Raw genomic sequence first — 22,709 nt, 5'->3', positions numbered from 1 at the left:
GTGGAAGTGTGGTAACACATGGAGCTGACTGTTACTAATCGGGTGAGGGCTTGACCAACTAGCCGAGGAAGCGGGCAGGAAACAGCAGGAATGAATCGGAACAAGCTTGCTTGTGGAGAGGCATTCATGATGATTCCTGGACATTTGCGAAGCAAATGACATCGAACGACGGAGTCGTGAGATGACCACCGCTGGAGTAGCCTAAAAAAACAGGCGATGCAGCTTTAGCTGCGAGCCCGTGAAAAAAAGGCAAATCGGCACGCAGGTAAAACTTGATTCAAAAAGATTAACCATCAACAAACATGTATGTAGTTTTGAATATACAATACCAAAGAAAGTGGCTAAAACAGCCGCTTTTTTTATTACCACAAAAAACTGTCCCCTAAAAAAACATAAAAATTGCCCCTTGTAATACACCCAAACAAGCAGTACCATAACACCCGTGTTATTACATTCATACACTAAATTATTCACACACTAAAGTAATAACAAAACACGAGAGGGGAATTATTATGAACACACAGAACAACACAGTAGTCAAACTTGCAGAAACTGCATTATTAGCAGCTTTATGCTACGTATCCTTCACATTCCTGCAGATCAAGATCCCAGTACCAGGCGGAGATGCAACATCCATCCATATCGGAAACGCATTCTGTGTACTGGCAGCACTGCTTCTGGGCGGTGTATACGGAGGCCTTTCCGGAGCAATCGGAATGGGAATCGCAGACATTATGGACCCTGTTTACATCACAGGAGCACCAAAAACTTTTGTACTGAAATTCTGTATCGGTCTGATCGTAGGTCTTGTAGCACACAAAGTTGCAAAGATCAACGAAAGTACAGATAAGAAATATGTATTCAAATGGAGCGTGATCGCATCCATCGCAGGACTGGCATTTAACGTAGTAGCAGATCCTATCGTAGGATATTTTTACAAACAGTACATTTTAGGACAGCCTCAGGAGCTTGCACAGGCACTTGCAAAAATGAGTGCGGCAGCAACCTTCATCAATGCAGTGGTATCTGTAATCCTGGTAGCAATCATCTACAACGCAGTACGTCCGGTACTGATCAAGAGCCATCTGATCACCGTTACCAACAACAAGAATCAAGTTGCATAAAACAACATAACACAAACTTATTAACAGAAAAAACATTAAACAGTGAAATGGAAACGAATATCCATTTCGCTGTTTTTTTATGCAGGCAGAGGATCATTTTATTTATACGTTTGTCCTTACGATTTTTCCTATATTTTGTGCAGACTGAAATAAAAAAAGCTCTCTTTTTTGTACAGAATTCCAACATATTTTAAAAATAATATTGACATACGCCATCAATATAGTTATAATTCTAAACGTTTGAATTATAACTATTAAAAAAGGGAGAAAGATATATGAACGATTCCTTTCACTATCTGTCCATGGCAAACCACATGATGGTCCAGAAAAAACTGATGGAACAGCTGAAAGATACAGGCCTTACCCTGGGTCAGCCCAAAGTCCTGGATTACCTGAAAGATCACGACGGCGCCAGCCAGAAGGAAATTGCGGCAGGATGCCTGATTGAAGCAGGATCCCTGACATCGATCCTGAATCGTATGGAAGAAAAAGGGTTGATCGAGAGAAAAATGCTTAACGGAAACCGTCGTACCTTTCATATTTTTATGACAGAATCCGGAAAGAAAAATCAGAAGCTGGTAGAAGAAACTTTTGAAAAGATTGAAGAAACGGCCTTAAACAATATTTCAGAAGAAGAGCAGAAAGTATTTATGGAGATATTTCACAGGATCTACAGAAATCTTGCTGAGATAAAATAAACAGGCGGAGGTCCGCTTTATGATAACCGGATAATGGCTGCATAGGCATAATTATCCGATTAAAATCTGTACAACGAGGAGGAGACAAAAAATAATGGAGAAACTAAAACGATACTTGATATTTCTGGTGGGACTGTTTGTAAACTCCCTGGGAGTCAGTCTGATCACCAAGGCAAACCTGGGAACTTCACCGATTTCATCGATTCCCTATGTGTTAAGCCTGAATTTTCCATTTACACTTGGAAACTTTACCATTTTTTTCAGTATTTTTTTGATCGTGCTGCAGCTGATCATCCTGAGAAAGAACTTTAAACTGGAGCACATCCTTCAGATTCCGGTATCCATCATATTTGGATATTTTATCGATCTCACCATGATCCTTTTTTCCTGGGTCAACCCGGAAGCGTATGTCATGAAGATCGTATACCTGCTCATCGGATGTCTGATTCTTGGTGTCGGTGTATATATGGAAGTTCTGGCAGACGTTGTTATGCTTCCTGGAGAATCCTTTGTCCGCGCCATTGTCCTCACATGGAAAACAAACTTCGGAACAACCAAGATCTGTTTTGACGTATCCATGGCAGTGATCGCTGCAGTACTTTCCTTCGTATTCGCAGGAAGACTGGACGGCGTGAGAGAAGGTACGGTTATCGCAGCCCTTCTGGTAGGCTTTATTGCCAGACTCATCGGAAAGAAACTTGCATTCCTGAAAGACATGATCTTCCTGGAAACAGCATCTGTGGAAAACGAGAGCGAAGCAAACGAGCAGACAGCAGGAACTTATGGAAAAAATGTCATCGCCATTGGAAGGCAGTTTGGAAGCGGTGGCCACGATATGGGCAAGGCACTCGCAGAAAAGCTGGGCTACGATTTCTATGATGCAGAGATCATCCAGATGACAGCAGGAACCACAGGCTACACACCGGAATTCATTAAGAAAAATGAGGAGATCATGACAAACAGCCTTCTCTACGATCTGGTCAATCAGATGTATCTGAACACAGATATGCAGGACGAAGCATCGAAGGACAAGATTTTTGAAGCAGAATGTCAGGTCGTACGTGATCTTTCGGAAAAAGGCAGTTGCGTCATCGTAGGCCGCTGTGCAGATTACGTTCTCAGAAATTCCGCAAACTGCCTGAAAGTATTCTTCTCCGCGCCACTGGAAAGTAGGATCAAAAGAGTAGCAAGGAGACAGAACATCTCCGAGAAAGAAGCAAGAGCTGTTGTCCAGAAAAACGAAAAACTCCGCGCAGACAACTACCGTTATTACACACGCCGTATGTGGGGCGCAGCAGGAAATTTTGATCTCAGCCTGAATACAGATCTGGGTGAAGAGTATATTGAGAGCTGCATCCGCGGTGCTATGAAACTGTAAAAACATAGAAAGCCTTATTATATTTGCTGTAAATAGTATAGTTACTCAAAGACTGGCAATTTAAAAAGTCAGATTTTAGGACATATCAGACCTATCATTTACAGTAATATTATAAGGCTTTTTCTTTTCTTACATATAGAAACACATACAGGTTTTATAAGGTATTCCGGTACTCCGCAGGCGTCATATGGAACTTTTTCTCAAATATTTTGTAGAAGTGTGTAATGTTGGAATAACCGATTTCTTCCATAACAGCAGTGACGGAACGGTCCGGCTGTTTTAACAGCTCCGCCGCTCTGGACAGGCGGATATTCTGGATAAGAGAGGAAAAAGTCTGTCCTGTATAGTTTTTCAGGATTCGGGTCAGCTGCCGTTCGCTGTAATTAAAAAAAGAAGCCAGCTCCGGAAGGGTGAGCGTTGCGTAATGAAGTTCAATATATTTTAGTATAAAAATAATATTTTTTTCCTGCTTCTTTCCTGCCGGGTTTGGTACGATCATGTTTTTCTCATGGTTTCTGAGAAGACAGATAAAGAAGATTTCAAGCAGAGCGTTTATCATAGAAGGACTGTACCGTTTTTGCGCCCGGTATTCCTTCAGGATTTTTTTGAATAAATTTACAAGCTGTGGGTCCTTTCCGGATTTAAAATACAGATAAAACTGAGAACCGGGAGAATAAAGTGCACGGCTGAAAAAATCATGTAAAGTACCATATTTAGGAAGCGAATTTAAGAATACAGCTTCAAAAGTCTGGCTCTTTATCAGAAAATTATAGATCACGCAGTCATCGCTAAATGCACTTAAAGCATGGATGATGGAAGGTGCCACAATACAGATATCACCAGCCTGCATGGAAATCGTATGAGAAGTAAATATATTTTCACAGGTTCCACGAAGCACATAGATCATCTCAAAAAAAGTGTGAGAATGTAAAAACGCAGGAGAATATCGGTTGTGGCGGAAAATGATCGTATCTTCATCAGAAGGAAGAATGGTTTCATCCAGAGCATTTCCCGGATGATAAGTAAAACCGGCTGCTGCATGGGAAGATGCTTCCGGACAGAGTTTTTCTATTTCTTCCACTGTATGTGCCTGGTCCAGATGAGCCTCCGGATATTCCAGAAAAATCCGTTTATAAAATATTTCATCAGGTTCCATTTCAGGAATCAGTTCTGTTAAACTTTTGTATTCTTTCATAAAATCACCTAAATTACTTGTCGACAAGCTTCAACAGGAAACACATATATGTCCGAAAAGGATAAACTATATGTCGTTTAAAGACGTTATCCTGTTCCCTTATTTCTGATAATATCACTATCAACAGGAAAACACAAGAATGACAGAAGGTGATAAATAAAAGTAATTTTATAAGAGCAGAAAACACGGAAGATGCAGAAAACCCATCAAAAGAAAAAGGGAAAAGGAGAAAGAGATATGTTTAGTTTGGCAAGTAAACACAACGATCCCAATGCCAGCCTGGCATGGAGCGAACGTATCGGTTACGGAACAGGCGGATTTGCCTTTAATATGATCAATGGTATCATTGGTTCTTTTCTGACGATTTATTTTACCAGTACAGTAGGACTGAACGCAGGTATCATTGCCACAATTTTTGCAGTATCCAAAATCTTTGACGGAATCTCAGATGTGATCGTAGGACGTATGGTAGACCGTACAAAGTCAAAACTTGGAAAAGGCCGTTCCTGGCTGTTACGAATGTGTATTCCATTTGGAATCACCACGATGCTGTTGTTTTTTGTACCGCAGAACTTCCCGGAAATGGCACAGTATGTATATATTTTCCTGATGTATAACATTGTAAATGCTGTATGCCTTACAGGAATGCTGGTACCGTATTATTCCATGATCTCATTGATGACAGCAAATCCTTATGAGAGAGGATTTCTTGGAAATATCCAGCAGATTTTCCAGACACTTGGAAATGTAGTTGTAAACTCAACATTTGTTACCTTACTTGGAATCTTTACAAGCAGTACAGAAACCATTTATACACAGAGAGCATTTACGATCACAATGTTAATCTACTGCATCGCAATGATCGTAATTACTTTCTTCAGTGTTTTCTCAACAAAAGAGAGAATACATTCTGCTGAAAGCGCAGAGGAAGATACTCAGAAATCAGCAAGTGCAGGCAGAGAAGCAGGCACATGGGAAACTGTAAAAGCACTTTTTAAGAACAAATACTGGGTGATCGTAACAGTTGCAAGTTTTGTAGTATTTTTCGTAATCATCATGTATGCAATGGGAAATGTATATTATTGTCAGTACGTTCTCTATGATATGGGACAGTACAGCTGGGTATCCAACTCCATTTCCATTGCACAGTTTGCAGTCATGTTTGTAACACCTGCATTTATGAAAAAGTTTGGAAAAACAGCTGTTTATGAAGCTGGAATGGTAGTTATGGGACTTGGATTCCTTGGATTCGCTGTTTTCGGCGGTTCCAGCACGATCGTAATGATCATCTTCAATGTACTGAAAGGTTGCGGCGTTGGGATGGCCGGCGGTATGGCACTTGGAATGGTTGCAGATACCATTACATACGGAACAAAGAAAACAGGAATTGATACCGTTGGCCTTGGAAATGCCGGTGTTTCTGCAGCACAGAAGATCGGTCTCGGACTTGGAACAGCTGTATTTGGCTGGGTTCTCAATGGTGCAGGCTATGACGGATCTCTGGATGCACAGGGCATCGCACAGCCGGAAAGTGTTTCCACAGCAATTAACTTCCTGTACAACTGGCTGCCATTTATCATGGTAATCGCTATCTTTGTACTGATGGTAATCCTGTATCATTGCGAGAGAGATTTAAAGAAAATGGAAGCAGCTGAATAAAGCTGATAAATAAATAACTGAGAAAAAGCAGAGAAAACTGCTTGCGCCTCCGAAAATTAGACATACATTCTAGTCTTTGGGGGCGTTTCTGAAGTTGTGATCGTGGATATTCCAGAGTAAGAGGAGAAATATAAATATATGAAAGTTGCAAATATAAGAATCAATGGCATGGAAAATCCGGTGGGATTTGACTTTGAGACCGTATGTGTATCATGGAAAGTTCGTGAGACATCTGCCAGAAGACAGCAGAATGCAAAAATAGAAGTATCTTTGAAAGAAGATTTTTCAGAGATTCTCTGGGAAAAAGAAGGAAAAGATCTTAACAGCGCGGCAGAAAAACTGGAGTTTACCAGGAGTGCATATACAAGATATTATGTAAAAGTAACCGTCACAAACGATAAAGGAGAAACAGCTGTTTCAGAACCTGCATATTTTGAAACCGGAAAGATGGATGATCCATGGATGGGAAAATGGATCACAACAGAAAAAGAAGATACTTTTCATCCTCTCTTTATAAAAAACTTTGAAGTAAAGAAAAAAACTGCTTCAGCCAGACTTTATATTTGCGGTCTTGGACTTTTTGAGGCAAAATTAAACGGAAAAAAAGTCGGAGAAGAAGTTCTGACTCCTTATTACAGCAATTATCACGATGAAGAACAGTACCTTACATTTGATGTTACAGAAGATATTAAAAATATTGATAACCATACAGAAATGCAGAAAACAGCAGAAAACCAGCTGGCCGTATCGCTGGGAAATGGCTGGTATAAGGGAAAATTCGGACTGAACAGTCAGAGTAATAATTTTGGTGATACCTTTAAACTGATCGCAGAACTTCGGCTGATCTATGAAGATGGCGAAATTCAGGTGATCGGAACAGATGAAACCTGGAACTATATTGGTTCTGATGTGGAAGATGATGGAATTTATGACGGCGAGATCATTAACCATCTGTTATGGGAAGAAAAAGAAAATCAGGCAAGACCGGCAGTTCTTACAGCGGCAGAAGGAAAACTGGTTGCCAGATACAGCCTTCCTGTAATGGAAATGGAAGATATGCCGGTAAAAGAAGTGATCCATACACCGGCAGGAGAAACAGTCCTGGATTTCGGACAGAATTTTGCCGGATATGTAACATTTAAAAATCACCTGACAAAAGGAACCAGAATTATATTTGATCATGGCGAAATTCTCCAGGATGGCAATTTTTATAATGAAAATTACCGTGCTGCAAAATCTCAGTTTGTATATGTATCTGATGGCAGGGAGGAGCTGGTACGTCCTTCTTTTACATATTTTGGATTCCGTTATGTGCGTGTGACAGGATGGCCGGGAGAAGTAAATGCAGAAGATTTTACAGGAAAAGCAGTTTACTCAAAGATGAATAGGACCGGATATGTGGAAACAGGCCATAAGGGAGTAAACAGACTGTTCCTCAATGCACTTTGGGGACAGAAATCAAATTTTGTGGACTTTCCTACAGACTGCCCACAGAGGGATGAACGACTTGGCTGGACCGGGGATGCTCAGGTATTTGCCGGAACAGCAAGTTTTAATATGGACACTACAGCTTTTTATCAGAAATTCATCCACGACCTTCGAAATGAGCAGGTAAAATACGATGGAATCCTTCCGGGAGTGATTCCGGTACTTGATCCAAACGGACCGATCTTTTCCAGTGTATGGGGAGACATTGCCACATTCCTTCCAATGGTGGTTTATGAACATTCAGGAAATACAGAAATGCTGAGATCCAGTTATCCGATGATGAAGGACTGGGTGGATAAGATCACCAGGGAAGACCAGGCAAGAGGACAGAAATATCTTTATGATTTCGGAAATCAGCTGGGTGACTGGCTTGCACTTGACGGAAGAACCGAGCAGAGCATGGAAGGTGGAACAGATGCCTATTATATTGGCTCCAACTACTATGCAATGTCTGTGCAGAAGACTGCAAAAGCAGCAGAAATTCTCGGCTATGAAGAGGATAAGCGTTATTATGATGACCTCTATCAGAAGATCAGAGAAGCGATCATCCGGGAATATTTTACAGAAACGGGACGTCTGGCAATTGATTCCCAGACTGGATATATTGTAGCTTTATATTCCGGGATCTACAGAGAAAAAGAAGCTGTTGTGGCAGGACTGAAAGCAAGATTTTACAAAGACTGCTACAAATTAAAGGGCGGATTTACAGGGGCACCGATCCTTTGCAGGGTTCTCGCCGAAAACGGATTCGAGGAAGACGCTTTTTATTTCCTTCTTCAGGAAGATTATCCGGGATGGATGCACTGCATCAATCTTGGAGCAACAACAATCTGGGAAAGATGGAATTCCGTTCTGGATGACGGGCATTTAAGCGGTACGATGATGAACTCCCTGAACCATTATTCTTATGGCTCTGTTGTAGAATATCTCTACAGAGATGTGGCTGGCTTAAAAGCCCTGGAGCCTGGCTTTAAAAAAGCTCTGATCACACCGTTGATGAACGGAAAACTGAAATATATGCATATGACTTATGACTCTGCATATGGCGAATACAAAGTAAACTGGGAAATCCTGAAGAACGGAAAAGTAACAGTAGATATCCAGGTTCCATTTGGATGCAGTGCAGTGATCGGACTTCCGTTCTATGAAGGGGAAGTGATGGAAGTGGAAGCCGGAAATTATCACTATGAATATTGTCCCACAGAAGATCTTCGCCAGCGCTATAATAACAAAACCATGTTTAAGGATATGATGCATGATCCGGAGGCTATGAAAGTGATCGAGAGAGTATCTCCAATGCTGATGTATTTCCTTTCTACCGGAAATCAGGATTATTTTTACGAGAGTATCCAGAGTCTGGAAAAACTGTTTTATATGGGATTTACCAGAGAAATCGTGGATAATCTTCGAACAGAGTTATCCAAACTTCTTGATATGGAGGAAGAATAAAATGGCCGATTTTTACAGAGCAGAAAAAGTAAACGACAGAGTCACAGCAATCCTGAGTCTCACCGGTGAGATCATGTATCTGGTAAACGGATCGGAACGCTCCCTGCTGATTGATACCTGTGTGGGAGCCGGAAACCTTCGGGATTTTGTGGAAAAACTTACGGAGAAACCTCTTACAGTACTTCTTACCCATGGTCACGTGGATCATGCAATGGGAGCTCCGGAATTCACCGGGAACGATGGAAAAAAAGAATGTGAGATCTACATGAACCATGCAGATACCCAAGTTTATCTGGGGATGAATTCCATAGAAAACAGAAAAGGATATGTACTGGCAGGACTTGGCGGCCAGATGCCGGAAGGACTGGAAGAGACCTTTCTGCCGCCTGCACCGATGACTTTTAAAAATCTGAAAGATGGTGACAGATTTGACCTGGGAGGGATTTCCGTGGAAACCTATGCCCTCCCGGGGCACACTCCAGGAACCATGGTCATGTTGATTCCGGAAGAAAAGATCCTGATCCTTGGAGATGCCTGCAATAATGCAACATTCCTTTTTGATGAGAATTCCCTTACAGTGGAAGAATACAGGGAAAATCTGCTTCAGATCCAGAACAGGCTGGAGGGGCGTTTTGACACAACCTGTCTCTGCCATCATGTGATCTGGGCTTCCAAAGATATGATCCACAGTGTGATCGAAGTCTGCGATACGATCATGAAAGATCAGGCAGATGATGTTCCCTTTAACTTTATGGGGCAGCAGGCCTTTGTTGCAAAAAAAGCCAATGAATATTTCAACCGTCTGGACGGCGGCGAAGGAAACATCATCTACAGCAAAGAAAAAATCCGCAAAAAAGAGGTGACACCATGAATTACTTGGCGATTGATGTAGGAGGAACATTTATCAAATATGCAGTGATCACTGAGAACTGTTCCATCCTGGAAAAAGACAAAACCCCCACAAAACAGGATTCTCTGGAAATATTTATCCAGTCTCTGACAGATATCTGTGACAGAATCAAAGGGCAGTATGAGATTGAAGGAATTGCCTTAAGCATGCCGGGGATCATTGATTCCAAAAAAGGCTTTATGTACACCGGCGGAAGTCTTTTCTGCATCAGCAATGTAAATATCGTAGAGATTCTGGAGAAAAAAGTCGGGATTCCGGTAACTGTGGAAAACGATGCCAAATGTGCAGCCTTGGCCGAAATCTGGCAGGGATCTTTAAAGGACTGCCAGAATGCTATCGTTGTTGTCTGCGGAACAGCAGTAGGCGGTGCCGTGATCGTTAACCGTGAGATCGTAAGTGGCAAAAATTTCATGGCAGGGGAATTCAACTATGTGATCACAGACAGCAAGGATGACTACAAAATGTCCAACAGTCTTGCAGAAACAGCCGGTGCCCAGGCACTGCTTAACAGTGTATCCGTAGAAACCGGCATACCTGTAGAAGAATTAAACGGGGAAAAAGCGTTCTCCCTTGCAAACCAGGGTAATGACAAAGCTCTGGCAGGAATCCGGAACCATGCCAAAAAACTGGCTATCCACATCCACAACTGCCAGTACATGTTCGATCCGGAAAAAATCGCAGTAGGCGGCGGGATCAGTGAACAGCCTTTGCTTCTTCAGCTGATCCGTGAAGAACTTGCAAAGATCAACGGCATGTATCCCTGGACACTTCCGGTCCCGGAGGTGACAAGCTGCCGTTTTTACAATGACGCAAACCTGATCGGTGCTGTTTATGTACATATGAAAGCAAGAGAGAAAAAGATCAGTCTTGAAAAAGTAAATGAACTCATGGAACTGCTTGAAAACAGAAGAGAGGGCGAATATTTGAGAGCTCTCCTTACAGAATAACAGGAGGTAATTATGATCCGAAAATATCCAAACTTATGCAAACCGATCCAGATTGGACGTGTAACATTTCGAAACCGTATGTTTTCTGCTCCGATGGGCGGAACAGATATTACAAACGATGGATGTATCGGCCCGAAATCTACAGCCTTTTATGAACTGAGAGGAAAAGGCGGTGCAGGTGCCGTAACAGTCAGCGAGTGTATGGTACATCCGAAAACCGATGGCTCCCATGCCTATCATCTGGACACATCCATCCTGAATTCCCTGGCATCCGCAACTTATACTGCAGACGCCATCCGCCGTCACGGTGCCATCCCGAGCATTGAACTTTCCCATTCCGGAATGTATGCAGGAACTTATATGACAGATAAATCCAGACAGAAATCCATGAACCAGTGGGGCCCGTCTGATACTGTCCGTCCGGATGGCGTGGAGGTAAAAGCCCTCACAAAAGAGCTGATCGACGAGATCGTAGCTTCCTATAAAGAGACCGCGTCCCTGGCAAAAAGAGCAGGTTTTGAGATGATCATGGTCCACGGCGGACATGGCTGGCTGATCAACCAGTTTCTTTCTCCGTATTTTAACAAGCGTATCGATGAGTATGGCGGAAGCCTTGAAAACCGCTGTCGTTTTGCAGTGGAGGTTCTGAAGGCAGTCCGTGAAGGTGTGGGACCTGGATTCCCCATCGAGTTCCGTATGAGCGGTTCTGAACTTTTTGAAGGCGGCTACACACTGGAAGACGGTGTGGAGATCGCAAAAGTTCTGGAGCCGTATATCGATCTTCTTCATGTTTCTGCAGGAACTTATCAGAGAGGTTTTGGTGACACCCATCCATCCATGTTTAAGGAGCATGGCTGCAACGTTTACCTTGCGGCTGAGATCAAGAAACATGTGTCCATTCCGGTTGCAACCATCGGTGGCCTGAATGATCCTGCACAGATGGAACAGATCATTGCAGAAGGAAAAGCCGATATTGTTTACATGGCAAGAGCACTTCTTGCAGATCCCTTCCTTCCGAGAAAGGTCATGGAAAACAGAGACGAGGAGATCGTAAAGTGTTTAAGATGCTTTACCTGCATGGCAGAAAGAGCGGCAACTTCCACAAGAAGATGTACCGTCAATCCGCTGATCGGACGTGAGATGGAAGGGGATGAAGTACAGCTGGCACCTGTTAGGAAAAAAGTCCTGGTAGCAGGCGGCGGCCCGGGAGGTCTGTATGCAGCTTACACAGCGGCAAGAAGAGGACATCAGGTCATCCTCTGTGAAAAAGAGGATACTGTGGGCGGAATCCTGAAAAGCGAGCAGGCCCTTCCATTTAAGCATGAGATGTATGAGCTTGCAGGAACTTACGAGCTTCTTGCAAGAAAAGCAGGCGTGGAGATCCGTACATCCACACCGGTGACAAAAGAGTATGCGGAAAAGGAAAACGCAGATGCACTGATCATCGCGGCAGGTTCCAGACCGCTGGTACCTCCAATCCCGGGACTGAACGGAGAAAATGTGGTAATCGTAAACAACTACTATAAAGAGAAAGAAAAAGTAGGAGATGAGGTAGTTGTCTTTGGCGGCGGCCTTGCAGGATGCGAGTGTGCCATCCACCTCGGAATGGAAGGAAAGAAAGTCCGCATTGTGGAGATGAGAGATGTTCTTGCACCGGATGCCAATGTAAGACACAGACCGCTTCTTCTGAAAGAGATTGACAAATACGCAGAAGTTTATACAGGATACAAGGGCCTCGAGGTAACCGAAGAAGGCGTATGGTGTGAGGATAAAGAGGGCAAAAAAGTTCTGGTTCCTGGAAACACCATTATCTGTGCCCTGGGTCAGAGATCCAGAACCGACATTGTGGATGAGCTTCGTGACTGTGCGCCATACGTGGCTGTGATCGGTGATGTAAGCAGAGTTTCCACCATCACCAATGCAGTATACTGGGGTTATCACGCAGCGCTGGATATCTGATGTCCGGAAGGAAAGGAATGAAAAAAATGTTTCCCAAGAATTTTTTATGGGGCGGCGCAGTAGCTGCCAATCAGTGTGAAGGTGCATACAACGAGGACGGCAAAGGACTTTCCATCCAGGATGTCCTTCCTCACGGGATCAAAGGCCCGAGGACGGAAGCACCCACAGAAGACAATATGAAGCTGGTAGGAATTGATTTTTACCACCATTACAAAGAAGATATCAAGCTGTTTGCAGAGATGGGATTTAAGGTATTCCGTACTTCCATTGCCTGGAGCAGGATATTCCCGAAGGGGGATGAGGAAACTCCCAATGAGGCAGGCCTTAAGTTCTATGATGATCTGTTTGACGAGTGCAGAAAATACGGGATCGAGCCCCTGGTAACCTTATCTCATTATGAGACTCCGCTTTATCTTGCAGAGCATTATGACGGCTGGGTAAACCGTGATCTCATCGGATTTTATAAACGGTATGTGACTACAGTTTTCAACCGTTATAAAGATAAGGTAAAATACTGGCTCACATTTAATGAGATCAACTCCATCCTGGAATCTCCATTTATGAGCGGCGGGATCAATACGCCGAAAGAAAAATTTTCCCAGAGTGATCTTTACCAGGCAGTTCACCATGAGCTTGTAGCCAGCGCCTGGGCGACCAAGATCGGTCATGAGATCAATCCGGATTTCAAGATCGGCTGTATGATCTTAAGTATGCCGGTATATCCGCTGACACCTGATCCCTCGGATGTTCTTGCTGCCATGGAACAGGATCACAAGAACATGATGTTCGCAGATGTCCATGTCCGCGGCTGCTATCCGGGATATGCGAAACGTTATATGCGGGAAAACGGCATCAGCATTTCTGTGACGGATGAGGATATGGAAATCCTGAAAAACACCGTAGACTTTGTTTCCTTCAGTTATTATGTCAGTGTCTGTGCCACAGCAGATCCGGAAAAAAATGTCCGGGGAGAGGGAAATCTTCTGGGCGGTGTGCCAAACCCGTATCTGAAAGCCAGCGACTGGGGCTGGCAGATCGATCCGAAGGGACTTCGCTATATTCTGAACACACTCTGGGACCGCTACCAGAAACCACTGTTTATCGTGGAGAATGGTCTTGGTGCGTTTGATCAGCTGATTCAGGGTGCAGATGGCGAGATGACCGTAGAAGACGATTACCGCATCGCTTATCTCAGAGATCACATCCGCCAGATGGAAGAGGCTGTCATGGATGGCGTGGATCTGATGGGATACACCACCTGGGGATGCATCGACCTTGTCAGCGCATCCACGGCAGAGCTTCGCAAACGTTACGGATTCATCTACGTGGACCGCAACGATGACGGAAGCGGAACTATGAAGCGTTATAAGAAAAAGAGTTTCTACTGGTATAAGCATGTGATTGAGACCAATGGACAGGAACTATAGATAATAAAACTTCCGGGAGTATGTTGTCCAGCTCCCGGAAGTTTTGATATTTAAGAAAATTTATTTCTTCATATTCTCCCGTACCTTCGTAGGTGTGCACCCGAAGTGTTCCTGGAACATCCGGCGGAACAGCTTATAATTGGTGAAGCCGTGGCGTTCCAGGATCACATGCACGGGGGCTTTTGTGTTGATCAGATCTTTGTAAATGAAAGAAAGTCTGTATTCATTCTGATATTCCAGAAACGTAACCCCCATCTTTTTCTTAAAAAAACGACAGAAATATCCGGTCTGGAGATAAGCGACACCTGCGATCTCATCCAGGGAAATGGGCCTCTTATAATTTTCAGAAATATAATTCAGTACAAGGTTCAGCCGATCCAGATCTTTTTTCTGCTGGCTTAAATCACTTTGAAAAACTTTTACACGGAAATTGTGGTACAGCTGGAACAGAAGTTCAAAGATCAGGCTGTTAAAGCGCAGGATAAATCCATCCGGCCGGATATCATCAATGATCTGCAGCTGTTCCAGGGTGGTTTTCAGCATTTCAATCTTTGTCTTTTTAACAGGATCTTTGGTCTGATAGTCCCAGAAAAATACCAGCTGCTGGACATTGGGAATATATTTTTCCATAAAATCCAGCGGAATCTGAAGAACGATAGCTTTATTTGGAACGGTACATTTTGTGGAATGGATGATGTTGGCATTGATCAGGATACAATCTCCGGGGTGGAGGGTATGACTGGAAGATTCCACGATAACATCCAGTTCGCCCTCCTGTATATAAATGATCTCAACAGCCCGGTGCCAGTGGAAAGGAATGTAGCTTCCATTATCTGTGGACGTATAAAATTTGACATTTGTGATACCTGAGTAATCTATGATCTCATAGGAAATTCCGTTTTTATCCATATAACCTCCTTAAAAAGAGAATATCGACCTATATATTAGAGCTTTTCTGACCTAATCTGTGCAGAATCATTATGATAGTATAATACCATAAAACAAAGCTCCATGGCCATGGAAAAGCGAAAGAAAAAACAGGGAGAGGTAAAAAAATATGAATCAAAAGAGTAAATTGACCTTTGGAAAAATATTTGAGCGTTTTTCTTATGGATGTGGTGATTTTGGCTGTAACATCATCTACACGGCGATGTCTGCATTCCTTCTGTTTTACTACACAGACTATGCGAATGTAAGCGCAATGGCAGTTGGAACCATTATGATGGTCTCCAGGATCTTTGACGGTGTCAGTGATATCATCATGGGTGTGATCGTAGACAGAACAAGATCAAAATATGGTAAAGCAAGGCCTTGGATCTTACGTATGTGTATTCCCTTTGCAGTGTCTGGAATTCTTCTGTTTTCTGTTCCTGCATCCTGGGCTTCCACGCCGAAACTTGTATATGTATTCATTACATACAACCTTGTTTCCACAGTGATCTACACAGCCATCAACGTGCCATATTCCGCACTGAATGCGCTGATGACACAGGATCCCTATGAGAGATCTGTTTTAAGTATTTTCCGTAATCTTCTGGCAACAGCCGGAACACTGACCATCAATACCTTCACACTTCCGCTTGTAGAATATTTCGGAAACAATGCAGCAGCATGGACAAAAACATTCGTAGTATTCGGTTTCGTAGCGATCGCCGCATTTTTATGTACCTTCTTTGGAACAAAAGAGCGTGTACGGGCAGCAGAAAATGAAGGTGAAGTACAGACAGAAGATGTACCGTTTGTAACAGGAATCAAAGCACTTTTTAAGAACAAATACTGGATCATGATGACAGGAATGCTTGCCCTTTTCTTCCTGATGTATTCTGTCAACGGAGGAGCAACGGTATACTATGCAAAAGATATCCTGGGCGATAAAAATCTGGTAAGTACCATCAACGGAATCTTTAACATCGTACAGATTTGCGGCATGTTCTTCATTTCCATGCTGGTAAAAAAATTCGGAAAAAGAAATGTATTTGCACTTGGTCTTGTTCTGGATATTGTGGGAATGCTGGTACTGAATTTTTCCGGCGGTTCCATGGCGATCATCGTGGTTTCCAGTGTGATCCGTGGAATCGGTAATGCCTGCGGCGGTGCTACCATGTGGGCTATGGTTTCCGATACCATTGATTATGGTGAGTGGAAAACAGGCTGCCGTACAGAGGGACTTGTAAACAGTGCCTGCAGCTTCGGATACAAGATCGGTAACGGAATCGGTTCCGCACTTCTTGGTCTGATCCTTGAGATCGGCGGATATGTTGGAACAGCAGCAGTACAGACAGAATCTGCACTGACGTCCATCAAAGTATGCTTCGTATGGATTCCGATCCTTGTTTATGCCTGCGGCCTTGTGATCATGAAATTCTATCATCTGGATAAAGAATTCGATGGAATCATCGCAGATCTGAAGGCACGTGCACAGAAATAGAAAAGGAGATCAGAGAGAGTGAACATCAAAGGCGTTAATCTTGGAAACTGGCTGGTGCTGGAAAAATGGATGAGTCCGGCATTATTTGAGGGAACCACCGCAGAGGATGAATATTATCTTCCCACACAGCTTTCCCCGGAGGCATATGAGGCAAGAATAAAGATCCATCGTTCAGAATACATTACAGAGCGTGATTTTGTAACCATAAAAAGCATGGGAATGGAGTCTGTCCGGATTCCGGTGCCATACTTTATCTTCGGCGACCGGAAACCATTTATCGGCTGCATCGAAGAACTGGATAAGGCCTTTAACTGGGCGGAAAAATACGGACTTACCATTCTCATTGATCTTCATACAGTACCCTTAAGCCAGAACGGTTTTGACAACGGAGGCATCAGCGGTGTGTGCAAATGGGCACAGAATCCTGATGAAGTAGAGTTTGCATTAAGCGTTCTGGAACGTCTTGCAAAGAGATATGGAAACAGAAAAGGCCTGTTTGGAATCCAGCCGTTAAATGAGCCCATCACAGAAAATATGTGGGAAACCATGGATATCCAGAACCGTTATGCTCCGGCAGATCAGGAGATGGCAAAAGGCTCCGCACCGATCACAATGAAATTCCTGAGACAGTTTTATCTGGATGCCTACGACCGTATCAGTGCCTATATGCCAAAAGATAAGTACGTTGTGATCCACGATGGCTTTGAACTGATGGAATGGAAAGATTTCATGCAGGAAGAGAAATATTCCAATGTGATCCTGGATACCCATCAGTATCTCATGGTTGCGGAGGCCAGAGGATGCAGCCAGACTATTGAAGGCTATCTGAAATATATCAGAGAAGAACTGGAACCACAGATCACAGAGATGGAAAAATATTTCCCGGTGATCTGCGGCGAGTGGTGTCTGTTTAACTCCCTTGCCTGCGGCTGTGACACAAAAGGCGGCCAGAGCGTGCTCAACGGAGTGGAAGGGAGCCGGCAGGAAAGCTTTTCATCGGAGAAGAAAAAAGAAATCTATGAAGCCCTTGCAAAGGCACAGCTGGAACTCTGGGAGAAAGGCAGCGGTTATTATTACTGGAGCTACAAGCTTCTGACTGATACGGTAAATACTCCCGGATGGATCGGATGGGACAGCTGGGATCTGGGAAGATGTTATGACTTTGGCTGGTTTCCGGCTGATAAAGGAGGATGTTAAAATGATCGTAAATCCAATACTTCCGGGTTTTAATCCGGACCCTTGTATCTGCAGAAAAGGCGACGATTACTATATGGCAGTTTCCACATTTGAGTGGTTTCCGGGAATCCCGGTCTACCATTCCAGAGACCTGAAAAACTGGGAGCTGTACACACACGTAATTACAGACGATGAAAAAGTAGATCTCAAGAAACTTCCAAGTGCAAAAGGAATCTGGGCGCCCTGCCTGACCTACTGCGAGGAAGAGGATATGTTCTACGTTGTCTATGGAGTGATGAATTCCATGAACGCCAGATATTTTGATGTGGATAATTTCCTGATCTGTGCAAAAGATATCCGCGGACCGTGGAGCGAGCCGGTTTACCTTCATTCCTCCGGTTTTGATGCGTCACTTTTCCATGACACCAACGGCAAAAAATACGTGGTATCCCTGGAGTGGGAAACAAGGGAAGGCTACGAGAAGCCAGGGGCTATCTGTATGGTAGAATATTCTCCTGAGAAAAAAGAGATCATCGGTTATCCGAAGCGGATCTGGAGAGGCGGTACAGACAGAGGCTGCATCGAGGCACCGCATCTCACAAAACGAGGCGAGTATTACTATATCATGTGTGCAGAGGGTGGCACCGGATATAATCACTGCGTTACCATGGGACGTTCCAAAAATGTCTGGGGCCCATATGAAAAAGATCCGAAGAATCCCATCGTTACCAGTGTTCCGGGAGAATCCTACGAGCGCCAGGATCCAGACCATCTGAAACCAAAGTACTATAATCCGGACTCTGTACTTCAGAAATCCGGTCATGGAAGCTATGTGGAACTTCCCACAGGAGAAGTTTATCTGGTCCATCTCTGCTCCAGACCTTTTGTACCGGAACTTCGCTGTACACTTGGAAGAGAGACGGCCATTCAGAAAATGATGTGGACCGAAGATAACTGGCTCCGCATGGCAGATGGAAGCAATCTGGCGAAAATTGAAGTGCCGGAAACTTCCCTTCCGGAATACCCAGTGGAAAAAACTCCGGATTTTGATGATTTTGACGGAGATGAGCTTGGGAACTTCTATTACTCTCCAAGGATCATGCCCCAGCGTTTTGCAGATGTGAAAGCAAGAAAAGGCTATGTGCGCCTTCGTGGACAGGAATCCAGAACCTCTCTCAACAAAGTAAGTATCCTGGCCAGAAAGCTTACAAGCGTATACGCACGGATCACCACAAAAATGGAATTCACACCGGAAGTACACCAGCACAGCGCAGGTCTGATCCTGTATTACGACAACATGAATTACATCAATCTCCGGAAATATTACAGTGAAACCCTGGGACAGAGCGCCCTGTCCATCATCCATCTGGAAAATGGAGAAAAAACAGAGTTCCTGAATACCAGAATCCCGGTAGAAGATAAACCGATCTATCTGAGACTCTACATTGAGGGAAGAAAATCCTGGTTTGAGTGGAGCTATGACGGAGAAAATTATGAAAAGATCGGACGCATTTTTGATACCACAAGGTTCTCTGATGAGTACTGCAAATACGGAGAGTTCACAGGAACCATGGTGGGAATCACCTGTGCAGACCGCGTTCTCCACAAAAAATGTGCAGACTTCGACTTCTTCGAATACATTGCAGATGAGAGCCGGATGGTAGAGTAAAAAGATATTAAAAAAGCTATTGAAAAAAGAAAATGTTTGTAGTAATGTAGTAGCTACAACGCTTACGAAAAAGAAGACTGTTTCGGAGGAGCAGTCTTCTTTTTGTGAAGAATTTTGGATGGAGGAAAACGAAAAGAACAAGGGGGAAAATTATGGAGAAGGTAAAAGAAAAAACATCTTTTTTCTGGAAGTTCGTAGGGGATAAGAAGTTTTATCTGATGGTTCTGTCCATTGCGGTGCCGATCATGATCCAGAATGGAATCACAAATTTTGTCAGTCTTCTGGATAACATTATGATCGGGCGGATCGGTACAGAGCAGATGTCCGGTGCGGCGATCGTCAATCAGCTGATCTTTGTGTATAATCTCTGCATTTTCGGAGGGGTTTCCGGTGCGGGAATTTTTACAGCTCAGTATTTCGGGCAGAAAGATCACGAGGGTGTCCGTCAGACACTTCGTTATAAACTGTGGATGGCAGTAATCCTGACAGCGGTCACCATCGTACTGTTTCTGACAGCAGGGGATTCGCTGATCAGCATGTATTTAAAAGGTGACGGAACCGCACAGGAGATCCGGGATACACTTGTCTATGGAAGGCAGTATTTATGGATCATGCTTCTGGGACTGCCTCCATTTATGATGGTGCAGGTCTATGCGAGTACTTTACGTGAGTGCGGTGAGACTGTGCTTCCTATGAAGGCTGGAATCGTGGCGGTGCTGATCAATCTGACATTTAACTATCTTCTGATTTATGGTAAATTTGGATTTCCGGAACTGGGAGTGAGAGGTGCTGCTGTTGCGACGGTGCTTTCCAGATATGTGGAAGCGTGTATTGTCCTGATCTGGACGCATAAGCATACGGAAAAGAATATTTTTGCCCAGGGCCTGTATTCCACATTGAAGGTTCCTGCAAATCTGACAAAGAAGATCCTGATCAAGGGAACACCGCTGCTTCTCAATGAGACTTTATGGGCAGCAGGAGTGGCCATGCTGACACAGTGTTATTCTGTCAGGGGGCTGAATGTGGTAGCTGGATTAAATATTTCCAATACGATCAACAATGTATTTAACATCGTATTTATTGCCCTGGGAGATTCCGTAGCTATTGTTGTAGGACAGCTTCTTGGTGCCGGTAAGATGAAGGAAGCCAGAGATACGGACAACAAGATGATCGCATTCTCGGTGTTCTGTTGTACCTGTGTGGCAGCCGTGATGTTTGTGATGGCACCACTGTTTCCGAAACTTTACAACACCAATGCCGAGGCTCGTACTCTGGCGAAATATTTTATTATGATCACAGCATTTTTCATGCCGCAGAATGCATTCTTACATGCAGCGTATTTCACGTTGCGCTCTGGTGGAAAGACTATCATCACATTCCTGTTTGACAGTGTGTTTATCTGGGTGGTCAGTGTGACGATCGCATTTACCTTAAGCCGTTTTACAGGACTTCCTGTACTTGGGATTTACGCAATGGTCCAGGCTGCGGATATGCTGAAATGTGTCATTGGGTTTATCCTCGTAAAAAAAGGCGTATGGCTTCAGAACATCGTCTCATAAAATTTTTTGAAATCTTCCGGGAGGGGTGCTTCCAGGGAGATTTCTTTTTTGGCATTTTCAGTGCAGGGCATGGAAGAAAGGATGCCTGAAGTCGTTTCACCAGCTGGAAAAGGTGGATGAAATTTAAGTTTCCATGCGTGGAGGGCAGCCCTGGAAAAAAGATTCGTTGTGTCCGATAAATGGTACAGGGAATCACCCAGAAGCGGATGCCCCAGAGATGCCATGTGGACACGGATCTGATGGGTGCGGCCGGTTTTCAGGCGGAGCATTACAAGGGATGCAGAGATCCTGGAACCGGGGGCAGTGGATTTCAGGACGGAATATAAAGTTACCGCCGGTTTGCTCCCTGGGAGGGAACTGCCCGGAGAGATGACCATTTTCAGACGGTTATCCGGATCTGGGGCAAGGGGAGTTGTGATCGCATGAAAGGTTCCGTCTGTATCTTCCAGCATGGAACCGGAAACCGCGGCCAGATAGGTTTTCTCTGAAATTCCATTTTCCCGTTGTTTTTGTAATCTGGCGGCAGCAGTCTGATTTCGGGCAAAAAGCAGGATGCCGGAAGTTTCTTTATCTAGTCGTCCGATAGACCGGACTTTGGTAGGCTCATCTTTGGAACGGAAATAGGCGGCAACCTGGTTGGAGAGGCTGTCGCTGTAGTGGGAACCGGAGGGGTGGGTGACCAGTCCGGCGGGTTTGTTTACTGCGAGGATATCCTGGTCTTCGTATAGGATTTCCAGTTCAGGAAGAAACTGTGGAGCTGGAGCAGATTCCAGCTGTGCAGAGTCAACATCATTCGTTTCTAGACATACCGTAATCTGATCCCCTGGATAAGCAGTTTCCGTCACCCGGCACTGCTGTCCGTTTTTTTGGACACCACCGGGACGGAACTTCGCCTGGCTGATCTGCTTTTTTGTAAGACCGGCCTGGGTGCGAAGAAAGTGGGAGACAGGTGCCGGGGCAGATGTTTCCGGGATATGGATAGTAAGATAGCGGTTCATTGTAGTTCTCCTTATCTATGCTGATAATAAAACACCGCAACCTGTGTCCGGTCCCTCAGCTGCAGTTTATCCAGAATGGAACTGAGATAATTCCGTACCGTTCCTTCGCTGAGAAAAAGTTCCGCGGTAATTTCCTTATTGCTGTATCCGTTGGCGATCAGCCGGATGATATTCAGCTCCCGTTCACTGATATTTCTGGAAGCATAATCAAATCCGTCGGAGGACTGCAGAAGTTCCGGGATCTTGGACATGATCTCTGTGCCGAATACGGTCTGACCGGAGTAAACTGCCTGGAGAGCCGGAAGGATGCTGGCATAATCCTGCTTCAGAAGATAGCCCTTTGTGCCAAGGCGGAGGGCTTTTATAATATATTCATCATCAGAAAATGTAGTCAGAAGAAGAATTTTTGCCTCAGGAAATTCACCCAGGATCTTTCTGGAAGCTTCCAGTCCGTCCATTCCTTTCATACGGATATCCATCAGAAGGATATCCGGAAGATATTCTTTATACAGGGAGCAGGCCTCTTTACCATCAGAGCCGGTGGCAGCCACCTGGATATCCGGATTTGCCTCAAGAATGGTTTTTAATGCACCTGAAACCAGGCAGTCATCGTCTACGATTATAATCTTCATGTTAAAATCTCCT

The 22,709-nt window shown here is 44.1% G+C and carries 17 protein-coding genes; 13 read left to right on the top strand and 4 right to left on the bottom strand.

Features of this window, described 5'->3' with window-relative positions; all coding sequences use genetic code 11:
- Positions 1 to 512: 512 nt before the first annotated feature.
- From GPK88_RS06725 to GPK88_RS06715, 3 genes are all read left to right on the top strand, one after another.
- Positions 513 to 1,124: an ECF transporter S component gene (locus GPK88_RS06725; protein ID WP_148448061.1), complete on the top strand. Its 612-nt coding sequence runs from the start codon at positions 513 to 515 to the stop codon at positions 1,122 to 1,124.
- Positions 1,125 to 1,399: 275 nt separating this feature from the next.
- The gene (locus tag GPK88_RS06720) at positions 1,400 to 1,822 is read left to right on the top strand and encodes a MarR family winged helix-turn-helix transcriptional regulator (protein ID WP_148448063.1); all 423 of its coding nucleotides are present in this window, start codon (positions 1,400 to 1,402) and stop codon (positions 1,820 to 1,822) included.
- A gap of 94 nt (positions 1,823 to 1,916) precedes the next feature.
- Positions 1,917 to 3,200 carry a cytidylate kinase family protein gene (locus GPK88_RS06715; protein ID WP_215707623.1) on the top strand — a complete coding sequence of 428 codons (1,284 nt, stop codon included), beginning with the start codon at positions 1,917 to 1,919 and terminating at the stop codon, positions 3,198 to 3,200.
- Positions 3,201 to 3,354: 154 nt separating this feature from the next.
- Here GPK88_RS06715 and GPK88_RS06710 read toward each other — a convergent pair whose 3' ends face one another.
- Positions 3,355 to 4,395: an AraC family transcriptional regulator gene (locus tag GPK88_RS06710; protein ID WP_148448067.1), complete on the bottom strand. Its 1,041-nt coding sequence runs from the start codon at positions 4,393 to 4,395 to the stop codon at positions 3,355 to 3,357.
- A gap of 237 nt (positions 4,396 to 4,632) precedes the next feature.
- Between GPK88_RS06710 and GPK88_RS06705 the strand changes: the two genes are divergently transcribed.
- From GPK88_RS06705 to GPK88_RS06680, 6 genes are all read left to right on the top strand, one after another.
- A complete protein-coding gene (locus GPK88_RS06705) occupies positions 4,633 to 6,054 on the top strand; it encodes an MFS transporter (RefSeq protein ID WP_173762779.1) in 1,422 nt (473 codons plus the stop codon).
- A gap of 138 nt (positions 6,055 to 6,192) precedes the next feature.
- Positions 6,193 to 8,991, top strand: a complete 2,799-nt coding sequence (locus tag GPK88_RS06700; protein ID WP_173772355.1) for an alpha-L-rhamnosidase — start codon at positions 6,193 to 6,195, stop codon at positions 8,989 to 8,991.
- 1 nt (position 8,992) lies between these two features.
- Positions 8,993 to 9,862, top strand: coding sequence for an MBL fold metallo-hydrolase (locus tag GPK88_RS06695; protein ID WP_173772352.1), 870 nt, complete (start codon positions 8,993 to 8,995; stop codon positions 9,860 to 9,862).
- Complete coding sequence (locus GPK88_RS06690; protein ID WP_173772351.1) at positions 9,859 to 10,848, top strand: ROK family protein; 990 nt, start codon at positions 9,859 to 9,861, stop codon at positions 10,846 to 10,848. Before GPK88_RS06695 ends, GPK88_RS06690 begins: the two co-directional genes overlap by 4 nt.
- 12 nt (positions 10,849 to 10,860) lie before the next feature.
- Positions 10,861 to 12,807 carry an oxidoreductase gene (locus tag GPK88_RS06685; protein ID WP_173762775.1) on the top strand — a complete coding sequence of 649 codons (1,947 nt, stop codon included), beginning with the start codon at positions 10,861 to 10,863 and terminating at the stop codon, positions 12,805 to 12,807.
- 26 nt (positions 12,808 to 12,833) lie between these two features.
- Positions 12,834 to 14,234 carry a glycoside hydrolase family 1 protein gene (locus tag GPK88_RS06680; protein ID WP_334292277.1) on the top strand — a complete coding sequence of 467 codons (1,401 nt, stop codon included), beginning with the start codon at positions 12,834 to 12,836 and terminating at the stop codon, positions 14,232 to 14,234.
- A 60-nt stretch (positions 14,235 to 14,294) separates the two neighbouring features.
- Here GPK88_RS06680 and GPK88_RS06675 read toward each other — a convergent pair whose 3' ends face one another.
- Complete coding sequence (locus GPK88_RS06675) at positions 14,295 to 15,143, bottom strand: AraC family transcriptional regulator (protein WP_148448079.1); 849 nt, start codon at positions 15,141 to 15,143, stop codon at positions 14,295 to 14,297.
- Between the two features lie 148 nt (positions 15,144 to 15,291).
- On the opposite strand from GPK88_RS06675, the gene GPK88_RS06670 reads away from it, so the two are divergent.
- From GPK88_RS06670 to GPK88_RS06655, 4 genes are all read left to right on the top strand, one after another.
- Complete coding sequence (locus tag GPK88_RS06670; RefSeq protein WP_173772347.1) at positions 15,292 to 16,662, top strand: MFS transporter; 1,371 nt, start codon at positions 15,292 to 15,294, stop codon at positions 16,660 to 16,662.
- Positions 16,663 to 16,680: 18 nt separating this feature from the next.
- Positions 16,681 to 17,859, top strand: a complete 1,179-nt coding sequence (locus tag GPK88_RS06665; RefSeq protein WP_173772345.1) for a glycoside hydrolase family 5 protein — start codon at positions 16,681 to 16,683, stop codon at positions 17,857 to 17,859.
- A gap of 1 nt (position 17,860) precedes the next feature.
- Positions 17,861 to 19,507 carry a glycoside hydrolase family 43 protein gene (locus GPK88_RS06660; RefSeq protein WP_173772343.1) on the top strand — a complete coding sequence of 549 codons (1,647 nt, stop codon included), beginning with the start codon at positions 17,861 to 17,863 and terminating at the stop codon, positions 19,505 to 19,507.
- A gap of 152 nt (positions 19,508 to 19,659) precedes the next feature.
- Positions 19,660 to 21,066, top strand: a complete 1,407-nt coding sequence (locus GPK88_RS06655) for an MATE family efflux transporter (protein ID WP_173762769.1) — start codon at positions 19,660 to 19,662, stop codon at positions 21,064 to 21,066.
- On the opposite strand, the gene GPK88_RS06650 is transcribed toward GPK88_RS06655, so the two are convergent.
- Together GPK88_RS06650 and GPK88_RS06645 are read right to left on the bottom strand one after the other, a co-directional pair.
- On the bottom strand, positions 21,048 to 22,064 hold the full coding sequence (locus tag GPK88_RS06650; RefSeq protein WP_215707622.1) for an RluA family pseudouridine synthase: 1,017 nt from the start codon (positions 22,062 to 22,064) through the stop codon (positions 21,048 to 21,050). The two genes, GPK88_RS06655 and GPK88_RS06650, sit on opposite strands and share 19 nt — an antisense overlap.
- An 11-nt stretch (positions 22,065 to 22,075) precedes the next feature.
- Positions 22,076 to 22,696 carry a response regulator gene (locus tag GPK88_RS06645; protein ID WP_215707621.1) on the bottom strand — a complete coding sequence of 207 codons (621 nt, stop codon included), beginning with the start codon at positions 22,694 to 22,696 and terminating at the stop codon, positions 22,076 to 22,078.
- Positions 22,697 to 22,709: the final 13 nt, after the last annotated feature.

The sequence above is a fragment of the Blautia sp. MCC269 genome (assembly GCF_018785655.1).
Taxonomy (GTDB): Bacteria; Bacillota; Clostridia; order Lachnospirales; family Lachnospiraceae; genus Blautia_A.
Note: the sequence above shows the minus strand (reverse complement) of the source record. Positions and strands in the feature narration are given on the sequence as shown.